The 13,584-nt window shown below is 66.0% G+C and carries 12 protein-coding genes; 6 read left to right on the top strand and 6 right to left on the bottom strand.

The genetic code is table 11. The features are described 5' to 3' along the window. Positions 1 to 5: 5 nt before the first annotated feature. Both FHW84_RS03745 and FHW84_RS03740 read left to right on the top strand, forming a co-directional pair. Entirely contained in the window at positions 6 to 899 is an 894-nt protein-coding gene (locus tag FHW84_RS03745; RefSeq protein ID WP_167252804.1) for an RHS repeat-associated core domain-containing protein, read from the top strand. A gap of 32 nt (positions 900 to 931) precedes the next feature. Beyond that, positions 932 to 1,216, top strand: coding sequence for a hypothetical protein (locus FHW84_RS03740; protein WP_167252803.1), 285 nt, complete (start codon positions 932 to 934; stop codon positions 1,214 to 1,216). Between the two features lie 232 nt (positions 1,217 to 1,448). Here the strand turns inward: FHW84_RS03740 and FHW84_RS03735 are convergent, their stop codons facing one another. The 6 genes from FHW84_RS03735 to FHW84_RS03710 all read right to left on the bottom strand — a co-directional run bounded on the left by FHW84_RS03735 (position 1,449) and on the right by FHW84_RS03710 (position 9,500). Continuing rightward, on the bottom strand, positions 1,449 to 1,763 hold the full coding sequence (locus FHW84_RS03735) for a hypothetical protein (RefSeq protein ID WP_167252802.1): 315 nt from the start codon (positions 1,761 to 1,763) through the stop codon (positions 1,449 to 1,451). A 526-nt stretch (positions 1,764 to 2,289) separates the two neighbouring features. Further along, positions 2,290 to 5,061 carry a TonB-dependent receptor gene (locus tag FHW84_RS03730; protein WP_167252801.1) on the bottom strand — a complete coding sequence of 924 codons (2,772 nt, stop codon included), beginning with the start codon at positions 5,059 to 5,061 and terminating at the stop codon, positions 2,290 to 2,292. Positions 5,062 to 5,296: 235 nt separating this feature from the next. Next, a complete protein-coding gene (locus tag FHW84_RS03725) occupies positions 5,297 to 7,111 on the bottom strand; it encodes a GGDEF domain-containing protein (protein WP_243867871.1) in 1,815 nt (604 codons plus the stop codon). A 31-nt stretch (positions 7,112 to 7,142) separates the two neighbouring features. Next, the gene (locus tag FHW84_RS03720; RefSeq protein ID WP_167252800.1) at positions 7,143 to 7,409 is read right to left on the bottom strand and encodes a hypothetical protein; all 267 of its coding nucleotides are present in this window, start codon (positions 7,407 to 7,409) and stop codon (positions 7,143 to 7,145) included. Between the two features lie 179 nt (positions 7,410 to 7,588). Further along, positions 7,589 to 8,422 carry an SAM-dependent methyltransferase gene (locus tag FHW84_RS03715; protein WP_167253739.1) on the bottom strand — a complete coding sequence of 278 codons (834 nt, stop codon included), beginning with the start codon at positions 8,420 to 8,422 and terminating at the stop codon, positions 7,589 to 7,591. A gap of 157 nt (positions 8,423 to 8,579) precedes the next feature. After that, positions 8,580 to 9,500, bottom strand: coding sequence for an AraC family transcriptional regulator (locus tag FHW84_RS03710; RefSeq protein ID WP_208399622.1), 921 nt, complete (start codon positions 9,498 to 9,500; stop codon positions 8,580 to 8,582). A gap of 103 nt (positions 9,501 to 9,603) precedes the next feature. Between FHW84_RS03710 and FHW84_RS03705 the strand changes: the two genes are divergently transcribed. The 4 genes from FHW84_RS03705 (at position 9,604) to ntrC (ending at position 13,568) form a co-directional block, all read left to right on the top strand. Next, positions 9,604 to 10,632, top strand: coding sequence for an aldehyde reductase (locus FHW84_RS03705; protein WP_167252798.1), 1,029 nt, complete (start codon positions 9,604 to 9,606; stop codon positions 10,630 to 10,632). 155 nt (positions 10,633 to 10,787) lie between these two features. Continuing rightward, complete coding sequence (locus FHW84_RS03700) at positions 10,788 to 11,129, top strand: transcriptional regulator (RefSeq protein ID WP_167252797.1); 342 nt, start codon at positions 10,788 to 10,790, stop codon at positions 11,127 to 11,129. 50 nt (positions 11,130 to 11,179) lie between these two features. Continuing rightward, positions 11,180 to 12,187 (top strand): ATP-binding protein, encoded by a 1,008-nt coding sequence (locus FHW84_RS03695; RefSeq protein ID WP_167252796.1) that lies wholly within the window; start codon positions 11,180 to 11,182, stop codon positions 12,185 to 12,187. Next, positions 12,180 to 13,568 (top strand): nitrogen regulation protein NR(I), encoded by a 1,389-nt coding sequence (gene ntrC, locus FHW84_RS03690; protein WP_167252795.1) that lies wholly within the window; start codon positions 12,180 to 12,182, stop codon positions 13,566 to 13,568. Before FHW84_RS03695 ends, ntrC begins: the two co-directional genes overlap by 8 nt. The last annotated feature ends 16 nt before the right edge of the window (positions 13,569 to 13,584 follow it).

Raw genomic sequence — 13,584 nt, 5'->3', positions numbered from 1 at the left:
AGCGCATGAAAAAAATCTGCCTGATGGCCGCACTATGGATATCGCTGAGTCTCTGCGCTCAAGCAACCACAGTCACGTATATCTATACAGATCCACAGGGCACCCCGTTGGCCGAAGCCGACGCCAGTGGAAATGTCACCGCGACATTCGACTACAGGCCTTATGGCTTGCAAGCACAGGGGGCACCTGCCAATGGGCCGGGCTACACAGGCCACGTAAGTGATCCCGATACGGGATTCATCTACATGCAGGCCCGATTTTATGACGCCTACTCTGGTCGGTTCCTGAGCGTGGATCCTCTCCCAACACAGCCGGGAAACAGCTACTCATTCAATAGGTATCTGTATGCGAACGGGAATCCGCTCCTGTATCTCGATCCGAATGGACGAGCGCCACAACAGTCGCCTCTCATTGAGCTGGACTGGTTTCATAAGTTTTTGAATAAGGCGGTCAACGATGACATCAAGACGCCATTGCGGCCGGCCTATGAAGCAGGCAGCGCGGTTTACGATCACGTGGATAGCGTTGTAGCCATCACCGTCTCAGTGGAGGGCGGTCATAACGTTGGTGGCGGTTACGAATTGAACGTGCTTCATCCGAAGCAGTCGACGGCAAGTCTTTATCCTGTAGCAGTTGGAAGAAATGTAAGCATTGATATCGCCCCCAAAGAGGGCTTCAAATTCAATCTTGTGCAGAATCCGCAGGAGACTACGCCAAAGGTGACGTACAGCGTGGAAGGAGGCGAGTTCCTTCATGGAGGCCTCAGTTTCACGCTGAATCCTGGTGGAACCCTTGAGGTCACCCCAAAAGTTGGACTTGGGGTTGGCACAATGGTTAAGGGGCCCGGGTACACTTTCGATATTTTCAAAGATAAGACCGATAACACGACGAGACAGTAAAATGCCTGGCTCAGATGAAAAGGCGCGGACGTATGGCATTCAAATTGGTGGCGCTCATCATGGCAATTTATATATTGTCGCAACATGCTTTCACCATATTTGTCGCCCGCAGGATGAGCAGGTATGACCCGAATTATTTTAAGGATGTGGACTTTTCGAGCCTGGGGATACGGTTGTCTTTCCGCTTGACAAGGATGCTGTTTGACCCTCACCTTCCGGCCGAAAATTATTCCGCGGGAATGAAAGGGCTTTTGTTGGCGGCAAGAATTGTTTATGCGGGCATAATTCCGCTATTTGTCGTGCTGATGACTATATAGCTCACGAATTGCACTTCTCGCTTATCATCATCACCTATCGAAACTCTCTCCGCTCCGGGGAGAAGATGCCGGCAGGCAGATGAGGGGCGCGTGCTTGCGGTGGTGTTTCTACGCAGGGAAGAAAAGCTTTGGCGCTTGTAATGGCCCTCTGCCTGTCGCTCCGCCCGGCCCCTCACCCCGGCCCTCTCCCCGGAGGGGAGAGGGGGATTGAGAGGGTGTGGCTAGGTTCGTTCTAGGAAGCGTCGCGCTCGTCGTCGGTGATCGAGCACTCTTCACTTCGCACCTGAAATAGCTGCATGCGCAAATGCGCCTGCGTCGCGCAGCGCGCGCCCATTTCGATAAACGCCGCGATGCTTTCCAGCATGGTCGGCAACCGCTGCGCGTTCACGCTGCCACGCTCATCGACGAGTTCCGCCAGAAGCCGGATCGCGTTGTGTGCGTAATGCAGCCACTCGGTCGCATCGTTCAACAACGCATCCGGCCCCGCCTCCGGATCGGAAAAATATTCCACGTGGCGTGTGAGCCACGCTTCGCCATAGATATCCATAAGCTACTCCTTGCCATGCGCCGCCCTCGTTCCGAGAACGGCACGCCGCCGGACAGCACGGCGTGCCGCGACCATACGGACTCGAGGCTGACCGGCCACCTGGGACACAGGCGCCGGGCGGCTTGATTGAGGAAGTGGAATGCGGCTTCAGGTGCTTTCGCCGTTGCACGAGGCAACGCGCCGGGTTGCACGGCTAGGAATCATTACCTGCGAAAACTCTTAGGCCGCGGTTCTTCAACCGTGTCCGCGAAGACGGCGGACAGCCCAATGGGCCGGCGGATGTGCCGTCCTGGGGATCGGCGAGCGTGCGAGTGACGTATGATCTGGCCTAGCCATGATCGACTCCCATGAAGTTGGTGATGGTTAGCGGGTCAGGGGTGTTAGCCGCACCCTTGGCCCGCGCTCTCACGACATTGCTGCCATGGTTGCCCGCGCCGCGCATCGAAACCACAGCGCGGGCAACGAGAATCACGCTAGCAGAGCAACCCAAGGCTGTCTGTAGGGGGATTCTTAATTACGCGAAGTATCAGAACGAATACTTCGCCGTCAGCAGAGTAGTCATACCCGAATCCACCACATCGGAAATCGCCAGGCTGTTGCGGCCCACGTGCGACCAATACGTGTAGTTCTTGGTGAGGTTCGAAATCGACAGATCCACCTGGAAGCCATGCGCAAACGCGTAGCCGGCATGCAAGTCGACGCGCGCCACCGGGCGGATCCACAGATTGTCCCAAGGCTGGTTCTGGCCGAAGTAATCGTAGGTCGACACGTACGAACCGGCGTAGTGATAGCTCAGATTCACCGAGAACCCGTTCTTCTCGTAGAACAGCTCCGCATTCGCCATCAGCTCCGGCGCGTTCTGGATGCGCTGGTGGTGGAAGCCATCCAGGCCCAGGTCCACCGACGTCCACTGCCGCGTGGCATTGAAGCCCACACCGAAACCATCGAACGGCGCCGGCATGTCCTGGAACTTCTGCCGCAGCGCCGTTTCCACGCCATAGACCTTGCCGTCGCCACCGTTCTGCGGACGCACGTACTGGATCGAGCCCGCATCGGTGGTGCCCGCATTCACCGGATTGCTGCCCGATTCGTAGATGTAGTTGGACAGGCTCTTGTAGAACAGCGCAGCCATCGCATGGCCGCCGTGCTGATTGCCCCATTCGCCGGAGAGGTCGAAGTTCAGCGACTTGATCGGCTTCAGGTTCGGGTTGCCCTCGGTAATCGTGGTCAGGCCGTCGGCCGACACGCTCACCTGCGAGCCGCCGCCGAGCTGCACGAAGGCGGGGCGCGTATAGCTGGTCCAGATCGAGCCGCGGTACACCGCGTTGTCGCCGTCGCGGTAGTTGACGAACAGGCTCGGCAGCGGCTCGTCGTAGTGGGTGAAGTTGCGCGCGAAGTGGCCCGGCTGCTCGGTGCCGGCGTCGCGCGGCGTGCTCCAGAAGGTGTTGCGGATGTCGGTATGCTCGAAGCGCAGGCCGGGGATCACTTCCAGGTCGCCCCACTTGAAGCTGGCCATGGCGTAGGCGGCGCTCACCGTTTCGCGCGCGCGCTGGGTGTTGCAGTTCCAGTTGTTGATGTACAGGTTGCTGCAGGTGTCGAGGTTGGCGTCGGTCACGTTCGTGGCGATCAGGCGCTTGAGCGCGGCCTGGTCGATGGTGGGCACGTCGTAGCCGTACACGCCGGGGAACACCGACGAATAGCCGCCGTCGATCAGGCCGAGCGAACCGAAGCTGCGGCCGTCGGTGTACTTGGCGGTGGTCCAGTCGCGGTTGGTGAACTCGCGGTGTGCGTCGCTGTACTTCACGCCGAACTGCAGGCTGCGCAGCGCGCCGTCTTCGAAGTCGTAGCGCGCGTCGAACTTCGCGCCGCCCTTCTCCTGGCCGCTGTAGGACTTGGTCAACTGGCCCGAGCGGCGCGCATACAGGGTGGCCACGCTGTTGAGCTGCGCGTTCATGGCCGGCGTCAGCATGGGGTAGGGCAGGTGGTCGGCGCCGTAGCTCATCACCGTGCCCGCGCCATAGGGGAAGTTGGCGGAGCTGTACTGGTCGTTGCGCGCGGAGATCTCCACGTGGTCCGGGCGGTCGTTGTCGCCGAAGCTGTAGAACAGGCTGGGCGAAAGGGTCCAGCCGCCGAGGGTCTTGTCGCCGCCGACCTGGAAGGTGGCGAGGTCCGCCTTCTCCGGGTTGGTCTCGTACCAGAAGCGGGTGGCGATGCGGCCGATCACCGGCTGATACAGGCCGGTAGTGCCGATCGGCGCATAGCTGACATTGGCGGGGATGATCTGCAGATACGTGGTGTCCTGCTCGGTCTGCGCATAGCCGTAGGTGGCGCGCGCGTAGGCGGTGAGCGTGTCGTCCACCTTCCAGTCCAGCGACACGTTGCCGCCGTAGCGCTTGGTGTGGCCGGAGGAGGTGCCGATGTTCATGCCGGTGCTGAGCAGGTTGCGCACGGGGTCGAAGCCCGGCGCGTTGTCGCCCTTGGCGGTGGTGCGCGCGAATTCCCAGGAACCGTCGTTCAAGGCGGACGAAGCGGCGGCCGCTTCGCTGTTCACGTAGTTGCGCTTGTCGTAATAGGCGCTGGCGTAGATGCCGAACTGCTTTTCTTGCCCGAACTTGCTCTGGAACTCGCCGGCCAGGCCGCCGCCCAGGCCGTTGTCGCCGTAGTCGCGGGCGCGGCTTTCCATGCGGCCGCTGGCGGTGACGCTGCCGCTGGTCGGCGCGCTGAAGTCGAAGGCGGTGGGCGTGCGGAAATCGATGGTGCCGCCGATCGCGTCGCCGTCCATATCGGCGGTGGAGGTCTTGTTCAATACGATGGTCTGCAGGCCCGAGGGCGGCAGCAGGCTGAGCTGCACGCCGCGGCTGTAGGCCATGCCCTGGGCCACGTTCACGCCGTTGATCAGGTTGACGTTGTACTCGGCATTGAGGCCGCGCACCGAGGTGAACATGCCTTCGCCGCGCGAGGCGCCGTCGATGCCGCCGAAGTACGACTGCCCGGTATTGAACACGTTGACGCCGGGCAGCAGGCCCAGCGCCTCGGCCACGTTGTGCACGGCGGTGTACTTCAAGTCATCGGCCGACAGCACGTTGACCGTGTTCACCGCATCCATCTGCAGCTGGCTGGCGTCGTAGCGGTTGGCGGCCACGGTGATCTTGCCCAGCGTGGTGGCGGCGGCAGGGGCAGTGGTGCTGTCCTGCGGGGCGGCGGGTGCGTCGCCGGCGCAAGCCACGGTGGCAAAGCCAGCGGTGACGATGGCCGCCGCGATCGCGCGCGCCAGCAGGTGATGTTTGGTCGAACGCATGCAGTACAACTCCGGAGTGGGGATAAAGCCCGGCCACGGGAGGTGGCCGAAGGGAAGCCGGCCAAACTAGAGAGCATGCGTGAAAATTCCGTGGCGCCCGGATGAAAAACCCACACCAAGCTGACGCGTCCAGACGTCTAAATGAAACATGCGCCGACGGCTTCGCGCGTCACACGCGCGACATAAAGGTCAGCAAAAATACCCTGGAAAGATCGATCTAAATGAACTTCGGCGGTCAGGCGACCCTGGTGTCGTGCGCGGCGTCGCCGTCGGCGACGACGCGATTGCGGCCGCTGCGCTTGGCGCGGTACAGCGCTGCGTCCGCATCGCGGCACAGCGGCTGCATCGCATAGCCGGAAGTGGTAGTCACCGCCATGCCGATGCTGGCGGACAGCGCCACCACCTGGTCGCCGGCGCCCGCCGGCGTGGCCTCGATCGTGCGGCGCACGCGTTCGGCCAGCATCAGGCCCTGCTCGCGGCCGCAGTCCAGCAGCAGGATGCCGAACTCCTCGCCGCCGAGGCGGCCGAACAGGTCCGAGGAACGCAGCAGCGGCTGGCACAGCGAGACGACGTGCTTGAGCATGTCGTCGCCCACCGCGTGGCCGTGCGTGTCGTTGATCTGCTTGAAGTGATCGAGGTCGATGAACATCAGGCAGGCCGTGCCGTGCTTCTTGTCCAGCAAGTGCAACGCGCGGTCGGCGTCGGCGATGAAGGTCTGGTGGTTGAGGATGCCGGTGAGGCCATCCACGCAGGAGAGCTTTTTGAAGCGCAGCTGCGAGCGCTTGATGCGGAACAGCCAGAACACGATCGACACCAGCAGGAGCAGCAGCATGGCGATGTACAGGCGGCTGGTCTCCACCGCCTTGGTGTTCAAGGCCTGCTGCAGGCGCAGGATGCTGTTCTGCTTGGCCAGCGACTCGGTTTCCAGCCGCTGCACGTGCAGGTGCTGCTGGGCCATCTCGTAGGCCAGCGTGCGCGCGCTGACGTCGTTGAGATAGCCCTTGTCCTGCGCCGAATACTGTTCGTGGTAGGCCAGCGCGGCGGCGGCATGGCCCTGGCGCTTCTCCACTTCGTACAACACCTGATAGGCCACCATCAGCCATTCGCTGATCTCGCCCTGGTGCGCCATGGCGATGGCGGCGAGGCCGGCTTTGCGCGCTTCGCCGTCGTTGCCCAGCATGGCCTGCGCCTGCGCGCGCTCGGCCTGCGCGGACAGCATGTGCGGATAGAAGCGATTGAGTTCGATGGTGGGCGCGACATGGTCGAGCAGGGCCATGGCCTTGGCCGGCTGCTTCTCGTCGATAAACAGGCTGCCCAGCACCAGGCGGATGCTGTTGGTGGCCACCGGCTGCTGCGCGTCGGTGCAGGCGTCGATGCCGGCCTGCACCTCGGGGCTGGCCGAATGCAGGCGCTTGCCGTTGTACAGCGCGGCCACCAGCAGGTTGAGCGGCAGGCAGCGGTTCTCGCCGGACGGGATGGCTTCGTCCATCATCCGCGCGTACTTGATCGCCAGGTCGGTCTGGCCGGCCAGGTCGAGCATCTGCGAGAGATTCATCAGCACCAGGAACCGGGTCATCGGGTCCTTGATCGCCGGCAGCTCGGAAGCCAGCCGGTTGGCCAGGGTGAAGGCCTCTTCGTAGCGCTGGTTCCAGCCCAGGTTCATCAGCAGCAGCGAGGAAGCGCGCAGGCGGATCGCGTCGTCGCCCGCGTGCTCGATGATGTCGTGCAGTTCCTGTTCCGACTTGGCGTAGTTGCCCTGGAACATCACTTCCCACGCATCGAGATAGCGCAGGCGCCAGGCATCGCGCGGCGTCAGCGGCGGGGCCTCGCGGTGCAGGCGCGCCAGCATCTGCACGAAGCGCGGGTGGTCCTTGCGCTGCAGGTTCTCGGCCTGGTCGAGGAAGGCCGTGGCGTCGCCGATGGTGGACGCCGCGGCGGGTTCGGCCGCGATGGCGACGGGCACGTCGGCATGGCCGGGCTGCGCAAGCGCGCCCAAGGCCAGGACCGCGAGCGCGGTCCAGGTCTTCAGGCGGTCTGGCAGCCGGGCCATGGCGGCGTCGATTCCGACGCGGGCGCCGTGCTTATTCTTCTTCTTCGGGGGACAGCGGCTTCGGTAGATCCTCGGGGAGGTCTTCCTCCTCGGTGCCCGGAGCCTGCGTGACCTGCGGCGGTTCGGATTTCTGCGCGCCGAGTTCGACGATCAGCGGCGCGCTGTCGCCGGTGCTGGCGGCCGTCTTCAGCGCCTCGGAAGCCTGCGCTTCCAGCTGTTTCGCCAGTTCGTCGCCCGGCAGGTGGCGCAACGACGCATCGCTGCCAATGGCCTCGAGCAAATCGATGGTGTCCATCATGGTTCTCCCCTCAGTCCCCTGTTTACGTTCGTTATGGTGCGGCTGCTTGGTGTCGCACGCCGGCGCGATGGATGCACCGGTCGGTTTCCTGGCCGTTCGCCGCGCCCCGAAGCGCGGCGTACCGCCGGATCACGCGGGGCGATGTGCCCCCAAAAGCATAAGCGCGCGCCGTGCCGGCATCATGCCAGCGCGCTCTCCTTGTCCAAGGCTTCCAGTCGTTCCCGCATGGCCAGGTTGAGCTGCAAGGCCCGTGCCGGCGGCAGCACCACCGTCTCCTCGGAGGTGACGGACACCTGCGGCAGCTCGCCCAGGGTCACGCGGCGGATGCGCGGCTTCTCGATCGGCAGCGTCGCGCCGCGATAGATGATGACTTCGTGGTCGAGCGGGTAGTCGCGGTGGAGCAGTTCCACCAGCAGCTCGCGGTACTTCGGGCCGGTGGCGAAGCGGCCGAGCGAGCGGTCGCCGACCAGGCCCACCTGCCACAGCACCAGATAACCGGCGTTGTCGATGCGGCGCTCGTAGAACAGCAGCTGGCTGGCTTCGAAATGCTGGCAGCCGTAGCGGCCGGGGTCGATGCCTAAGTCCGCGTAGAGGCAATCCTCGGCGGAAATGCCCGGCTCCATATGCGCCTGGAAGCCTTCCGCGCGCGCCGTTTCGATCACCTTGTGCGGCGACCACGCGAAGATGCCCGGATGCCCGTAGAACACGCCGCATACCCGCTTGCCGGCGCGCACCTCGGCCATCATCAGCTCGACCCATTCGCGATAGGTCTTCATGCGCGACTTGCCTTCGCGGTAGTACGGCTGAAGGCTGCGCACGTCCGAATGCATGCGCTGCAGCCACAGCTCCACCACGCCGTCGGAAAGCCCGGCGAACACCACGTCGGCCTGCTGGATATGGCTGCGCGCGAGCGGCGTGAGGTGCGACCCGAGGGTCATCCCCAGGCCGACGCAGGCGAGGCTGCCGCGGCGCGGTCCGGGTTCGTTGGCGAGTGGTGAAGGCGAGGTCGGCATCGCGTGATAGTAGGGCAGTTTTGTGAGCGCACGCACATCTTCATTTGTGAAAAATGAGGCCTGGCTGTCGGCACGCTGTCGCTCCGTTGGCACAGAAGATGCCGAGCAGCGCTGTCATACAGGACGGCGCGATCACGACAGCGCTGCCTATGCCGGCTCAGCCGACGGTTCGCGCTGCACTGCGGTATGCCTTGGGCGATTGCCCGGTCATGCGTTTGAAGGCGCTGCTGAAAGCGCTTTCGGAGGTATAGCCCAGCGCCCGGGCGATGCCCGCTACCGGCGTGCTGTGCTCGCGCAGGCTGCGCTCGGCCAGGCGCATCCGCCATTCGGCGAGATAGGCCAGCGGGGTGATGCCGGCCACCGTGCGGAAATGCAGCGCGAAGCTGGTGCGCGACATGGCGCAGGCCGCGGCCAGCTCGTCCAGGTGCCAGTCGCGGGCGGGTTCGCCGTGCATCAGGCGCACGGCCGGGGCGATGCGCGGATCGCCCAGCGCGCGCAGCCAGCCTGCCGGCATGGGGCGCGATGTCTTCAGATGCGCCCGCAATATCTGGATGAAGAGCAACTGCGCCAGATGCTTCGACACCAGCTGCGTGCCCGGCTGGTCGAGCGCGCGTTCTTCCATCAGCTGGTCGAGCAGCCAGCGGAAGTTGCTGGCATGCGGCGACGATGCCGGCACGTGGATCCACGGCGGCAGCACGTCCGCCAGCAGCTTGCCGCTGGCCGGGTCGAGCAGCACATGGCCGCCGATATGCGCGAAGTCGCGGCCGTCGCCCAACTGCGCGGTGCCGTTGGTGCCGGCAAACACGGCCATCGCATCGATGGGCTCCACGCCGGGTTCGCTGGCCAGCACGAAGGAGCGCGGCGCCGCAATCAGCCCGACGTCGCCCGTGTCGAAGCGCAGCGGCGCCGGCTCGCCGTCGATCAGCACCCAGCCATGGCCGCGCACCACGGCGAAGAACTTGATCTTCTCCGGCGCCGGAAAGCGGATGGCCCAGGCGCCGCCCGCGGTGAAGCCGCCGGTCAGCAGCGATTCGGCGCTGGTGAACTTGAGGATCTCGGAGAAGGGGTCGGTGCTCATGTCCGTACTGTCGCGACAGAAACTCGCACTTTCAAGCATTCAAAGTGCGGCGGGGCGCGCCTAGGCTTATCCGCTCAGGCAACGCCATTCCCCAGGATTCGAGATGAACAACGAAACGGTATTGGTCACCGGCGGCACCGGCTTCATCGCGCAGCACTGCATGCTCGCCCTGCTGCGCCAGGGCTACCGGGTGCGCACCACGGTGCGCTCGCTGGCACGCGAGGCGGAGGTGCGGGCGCAGCTCAAGGTGGGCGGCGCCGAGCCGGGCGAGCGGCTGTCGTTCGTGCGCGCCGACCTGGTCGACGACGCGGGCTGGGCCGCGGCCGCGGCCGGCTGCCGCTACGTGCTGCACGGCGCCTCGCCCACGCCCTCGGGCGAGCAGCGCCATGAAGACGACTGGGTGCGGCCCGCCGTCGACGGCAACCTGCGCGTGCTGCGCGCCGCAAGGGACGCCGGGGTGAAGCGCGTGGTGCTGACCTCGGCCTTCGGCGCGATCTGCGCGGGACACAAAGATATGAAGCGGCCGTTCGACGAATCGGATTGGAGCGACCTGTCGGGCGAGGTGTGGCTTTACCAGAAGTCGAAGACGCTGGCCGAGCGCGCCGCCTGGGACTTCATCGCCAAGGAAGGGCGCGGGCTGGAACTGTCCGCGGTGAATCCGGTGGGCGTGCTCGGCCCGGTGCTCGGCGCCGATTACTCGCACTCGATCCGCCTGATCAAGAACCTGCTCGACGGCCAGTTCGCCACGGCGAAGATCAACTGCGGCTTCGTCGACGCCCGCGACGTCGCCGACCTGCACCTGCTCGCCATGGCCCACCCCGCCGCCAGGGGCGAGCGCTTCCTCGCCACCGGGGGCGAGAGCATGTGGATGGTCGACGTGGCCAAGGTGCTGCGCCGGCGCATGGGCGCCGCTGCCGGCAAGGTCTCCACCCGGGTGCTGCCGAACTGGGTCATCCGCCTGGGCGCCCTGCGCGACCCGGTCATGCGCGGCATCGTTCCCTTGCTGGGCGTGACCATGAACGCCACCAGCCAGAAGGCCATCCGCCTGCTCCAGTGGGCGCCGCGCAGCCAGGAGGAGGCGATTGTGGCGACGGCGGAGAGCCTGGTGCGGTTGGGGTTGGTGGGGCAGTAGAAGCCCCTCGCACCCGGAAAGTGGATCGATCGCGCCTCGATTGATGGTAACCTATTAGTTACCATGTTGGCATATGCCCCGAGGAAGCACTGAATGATCGAGCCACCTCACGATGAAACACTTACCAGGATCCACAGCCAGCGAGGCGTAATGCCATGGCACTGACCGTCGACTACCGCGAGACCATCGCGAACCGCATTCAAAACGACCCGGCATTTGCGCGCGCGCTGCTGGACGAGGCCACCTCCATGCTGCTCAACGGCAAGACGGAAGCGGCCCGCCTTCTGATGCGCGACCTGACGCACGGCCTGATGGGCTTCGAGGGCCTTTCCAAAGCCACCGGCACACCATCCAAGAGCCTGCATCGCATGCTTTCCAAAGCCGGCAACCCCGGCATGGATGCGTTGGGCGCGATCTTTCGCCAGCTCACCCGCGCGGTGCTCGATGCCCCGGCAGCAGTGGCACACGTGCAGCCCGCCGAGGCCCTTTCGGCCTGAGCGCATCGCCGCCATTTGCACCAGACCAAGGCATTGTCCATGATGGTGCAATGGACACGGCATCCTGGCGGGCCTGGGCGGAACCGATGTCGACCGGGCTGGCCCTGGTCGACGCGGGGCTGCGGGTGCTGTGGATCAATCCCGCGCTGGCGGAGTGGCTGGATACCGGGCCGCGCAGCGCGGCCGGGCAGCCGCTGGGTTTGTTGCTGCATGAGCCGGACTGGTTCGCCCAGGCCGGGCGCGCGCTGACCGAACAACGGGCGGTGCAGTTGCGTGGCGTGGCGCTGCGCACGGCGCGCGGGCGCGAATGGCCGGCCGACGTGGCGCTGCAGCCGGTGGACGGCGGGCTGCTGCTCGAAGTGCATGTGCTGGCGCCGGCCGCACCGGCTTCGTCGCCGCTGTCGGCGACGCTGCGCGGCTTTGCGCACGAAGTGAAGAACCCGCTCGCCGGCCTGCGCGGCGCGGCGCAGCTGCTGCAGCGGCGGGTGGCGGATGAGGACCTCAAGGCGCTGGCGGGACTGGTGATCGCCGAGGCTGACCGCCTCGCCTCGCTGGCCAACCGCCTGCTGCATCACGACGGCGCGCCGCGGCTGGGCCCGGTGAATATCCACGAGCAGCTCGAATGGCTGGCGGATCTGCTGCAGGCCGAGCCCGAGCCGCCGCAGCTGCGCCACGACTACGACCCCAGCCTGCCCGACGTGAAAGGCGACGCCGAGCGCCTGCAGCAAGTGCTGCTGAACCTGGCGCGCAATGCGGTGGAAGCCGGCGCGCGCACGCTCACCTTGCGCACGCGCGTGGAGCACGGCCTGCGCGTGGGCGAGCGCATGCTGCGCACCGCGCTGCGCGTGGACGTGGCCGACGACGGCCCGGGCGTGCCCGCCGCGCTGCGCGACACCTTGTTCGAACCGCTGGTCTCCGGGCGCGCCGACGGCAGCGGCCTGGGGCTGGCCCTGGCGCGCGAGATCGCGCGCGAGCACGGCGGCGAGCTGCGCTATGCCAGCCGGCCGGGCGAGACGGTGTTTTCGCTGTACCTGCCGCTGGAGCGCACGCATGAGTGAGGAAATCTGGATCGCCGACGACGACCGCGGCGTGCGCTTCGTGCTGGCCGAGGCGCTGCGCGACGCGGGACTGGCGGTGCGCGAGTTCGGCGATGCGGAATCGGTGCGCGACGCCTTGCGCGATGCGCGGCCGGCCCTGCTGGTCACCGACGTGCGCATGCCGGGCGAGGACGGGCTGGCGCTGATCAACGATCTGAAGGCGCGCGGCATCGGACCGGTGATCGTGATGAGCGCCTTTACCGACGTGGCGACGACGGCCGCGGCGTATCGCGCGGGCGCCGCCGACTACCTGGCCAAACCGTTCGACCTCGATCAGGCCGTGGCCGCGGTGCAGCGCGCGCTGGCCGATGTACCGGTCAGCGCCGCGCCGCCTCCGGCGCCGATCGTCCCCGCCCACGCACTGCTCGGTGAAAGCCCGGCGATGCGCGAAGTGTTTCGCCTGATCGGCCGTGTCGCGGCCAGCGAACTGAATGTGCTGATCACCGGCGAGACCGGCACCGGCAAGGAACTGGTGGCGCGCGCGCTGCACGAGGAAAGCGCGCGGCGCGATCGGCCCTTCGTCGCGCTCAACACGGCGGCGATTCCCAGCGAGCTGCTGGAAAGCGAACTGTTCGGCCACGAAGCCGGCGCCTTCACCGGCGCCACGCGCCGCTACGCCGGCCGCTTCGAACAGGCCGAAGGCGGCACGCTGTTCCTGGACGAGATCGGCGACATGCCGCTGGCGCTGCAGACGCGCCTGCTGCGCGTGCTGGCCGGCGGCGAGTTCTATCGCGTGGGCGGGCGCGAGCTGATCCGCGGCAACGTGCGCATCGTGGCGGCCACGCATCAGGATCTGGATGCGCGCGTCGCGGCGGGCCTGTTCCGCGCGGACCTCAAGCATCGCCTGGACGTGGTGCGCATCGAGCTGCCGCCGCTGCGCCAGCGCCGCGCGGATATTCCGCTGCTGGCGCAGCATTTCCTCGCCGCGGCGGCGCGCGAACTGAAGCTGCCGCCGAAGCGTTTTGCCAAGGCCGCGCTGAAAGCGGTGGCGCAGCGCGATTTCCCGGGCAATGTGCGCGAGCTGGAAAACCTGTGCCGCCGCCTGGCGGTCATCGCGCCCGGCGCGGAAATCCTGCCGGCCGATCTGGGCGGCGCGCCTGCCGTGCCCGCGCTGGGCGACTGGACGGATGCGCTGCGCGAATGGGCCGCGCAGGCGCTGGCCGATGGCGAGAGCGACATCCACGCGCGCGCCCGCGACGCGATGGATCACACCTTGATGCAGGCCGCGCTGGCCGTGCACGGTGGCCATCGCCAGAACGCGGCGGCCGCCCTCGGTGTCGGCCGCAATACCTTGACGCGCAAGCTCGGCGCCTCGCGCACGCGGCGGCCGTCGCGGCCTTGAGCATTCACGATCACAG

Source organism: Dyella sp. SG562, from assembly GCF_011759495.1.
Taxonomy (GTDB): Bacteria; Pseudomonadota; Gammaproteobacteria; order Xanthomonadales; family Rhodanobacteraceae; genus Dyella_D; species Dyella_D marensis.
This window is presented reverse-complemented; position numbering and strand designations above follow the sequence as displayed.

Bases quoted from the DNA above. Each gene is read 5' to 3' on its own strand.
- FHW84_RS03705 (WP_167252798.1), top strand. From the start codon at position 9,604: ATGAACAACGAAACGGTATTGGTCACCGGCGGCACCGGCTTCATCGCG.
- FHW84_RS03740 (WP_167252803.1), top strand. From the start codon at position 932: ATGGCATTCAAATTGGTGGCGCTCATCATGGCAATTTATATATTGTCG.
- FHW84_RS03720 (WP_167252800.1), bottom strand. From the start codon at position 7,409: ATGATGGACACCATCGATTTGCTCGAGGCCATTGGCAGCGATGCGTCG.
- FHW84_RS03710 (WP_208399622.1), bottom strand. From the start codon at position 9,500: ATGAGCACCGACCCCTTCTCCGAGATCCTCAAGTTCACCAGCGCCGAA.
- FHW84_RS03700 (WP_167252797.1), top strand. From the start codon at position 10,788: ATGGCACTGACCGTCGACTACCGCGAGACCATCGCGAACCGCATTCAA.
- ntrC (WP_167252795.1), top strand. From the start codon at position 12,180: ATGAGTGAGGAAATCTGGATCGCCGACGACGACCGCGGCGTGCGCTTC.
- FHW84_RS03725 (WP_243867871.1), bottom strand. From the start codon at position 7,111: ATGGCCCGGCTGCCAGACCGCCTGAAGACCTGGACCGCGCTCGCGGTC.
- FHW84_RS03695 (WP_167252796.1), top strand. From the start codon at position 11,180: ATGGACACGGCATCCTGGCGGGCCTGGGCGGAACCGATGTCGACCGGG.
- FHW84_RS03730 (WP_167252801.1), bottom strand. From the start codon at position 5,061: ATGCGTTCGACCAAACATCACCTGCTGGCGCGCGCGATCGCGGCGGCC.
- FHW84_RS03715 (WP_167253739.1), bottom strand. From the start codon at position 8,422: ATGCCGACCTCGCCTTCACCACTCGCCAACGAACCCGGACCGCGCCGC.
- FHW84_RS03735 (WP_167252802.1), bottom strand. From the start codon at position 1,763: ATGGATATCTATGGCGAAGCGTGGCTCACACGCCACGTGGAATATTTT.
- FHW84_RS03745 (WP_167252804.1), top strand. From the start codon at position 6: ATGAAAAAAATCTGCCTGATGGCCGCACTATGGATATCGCTGAGTCTC.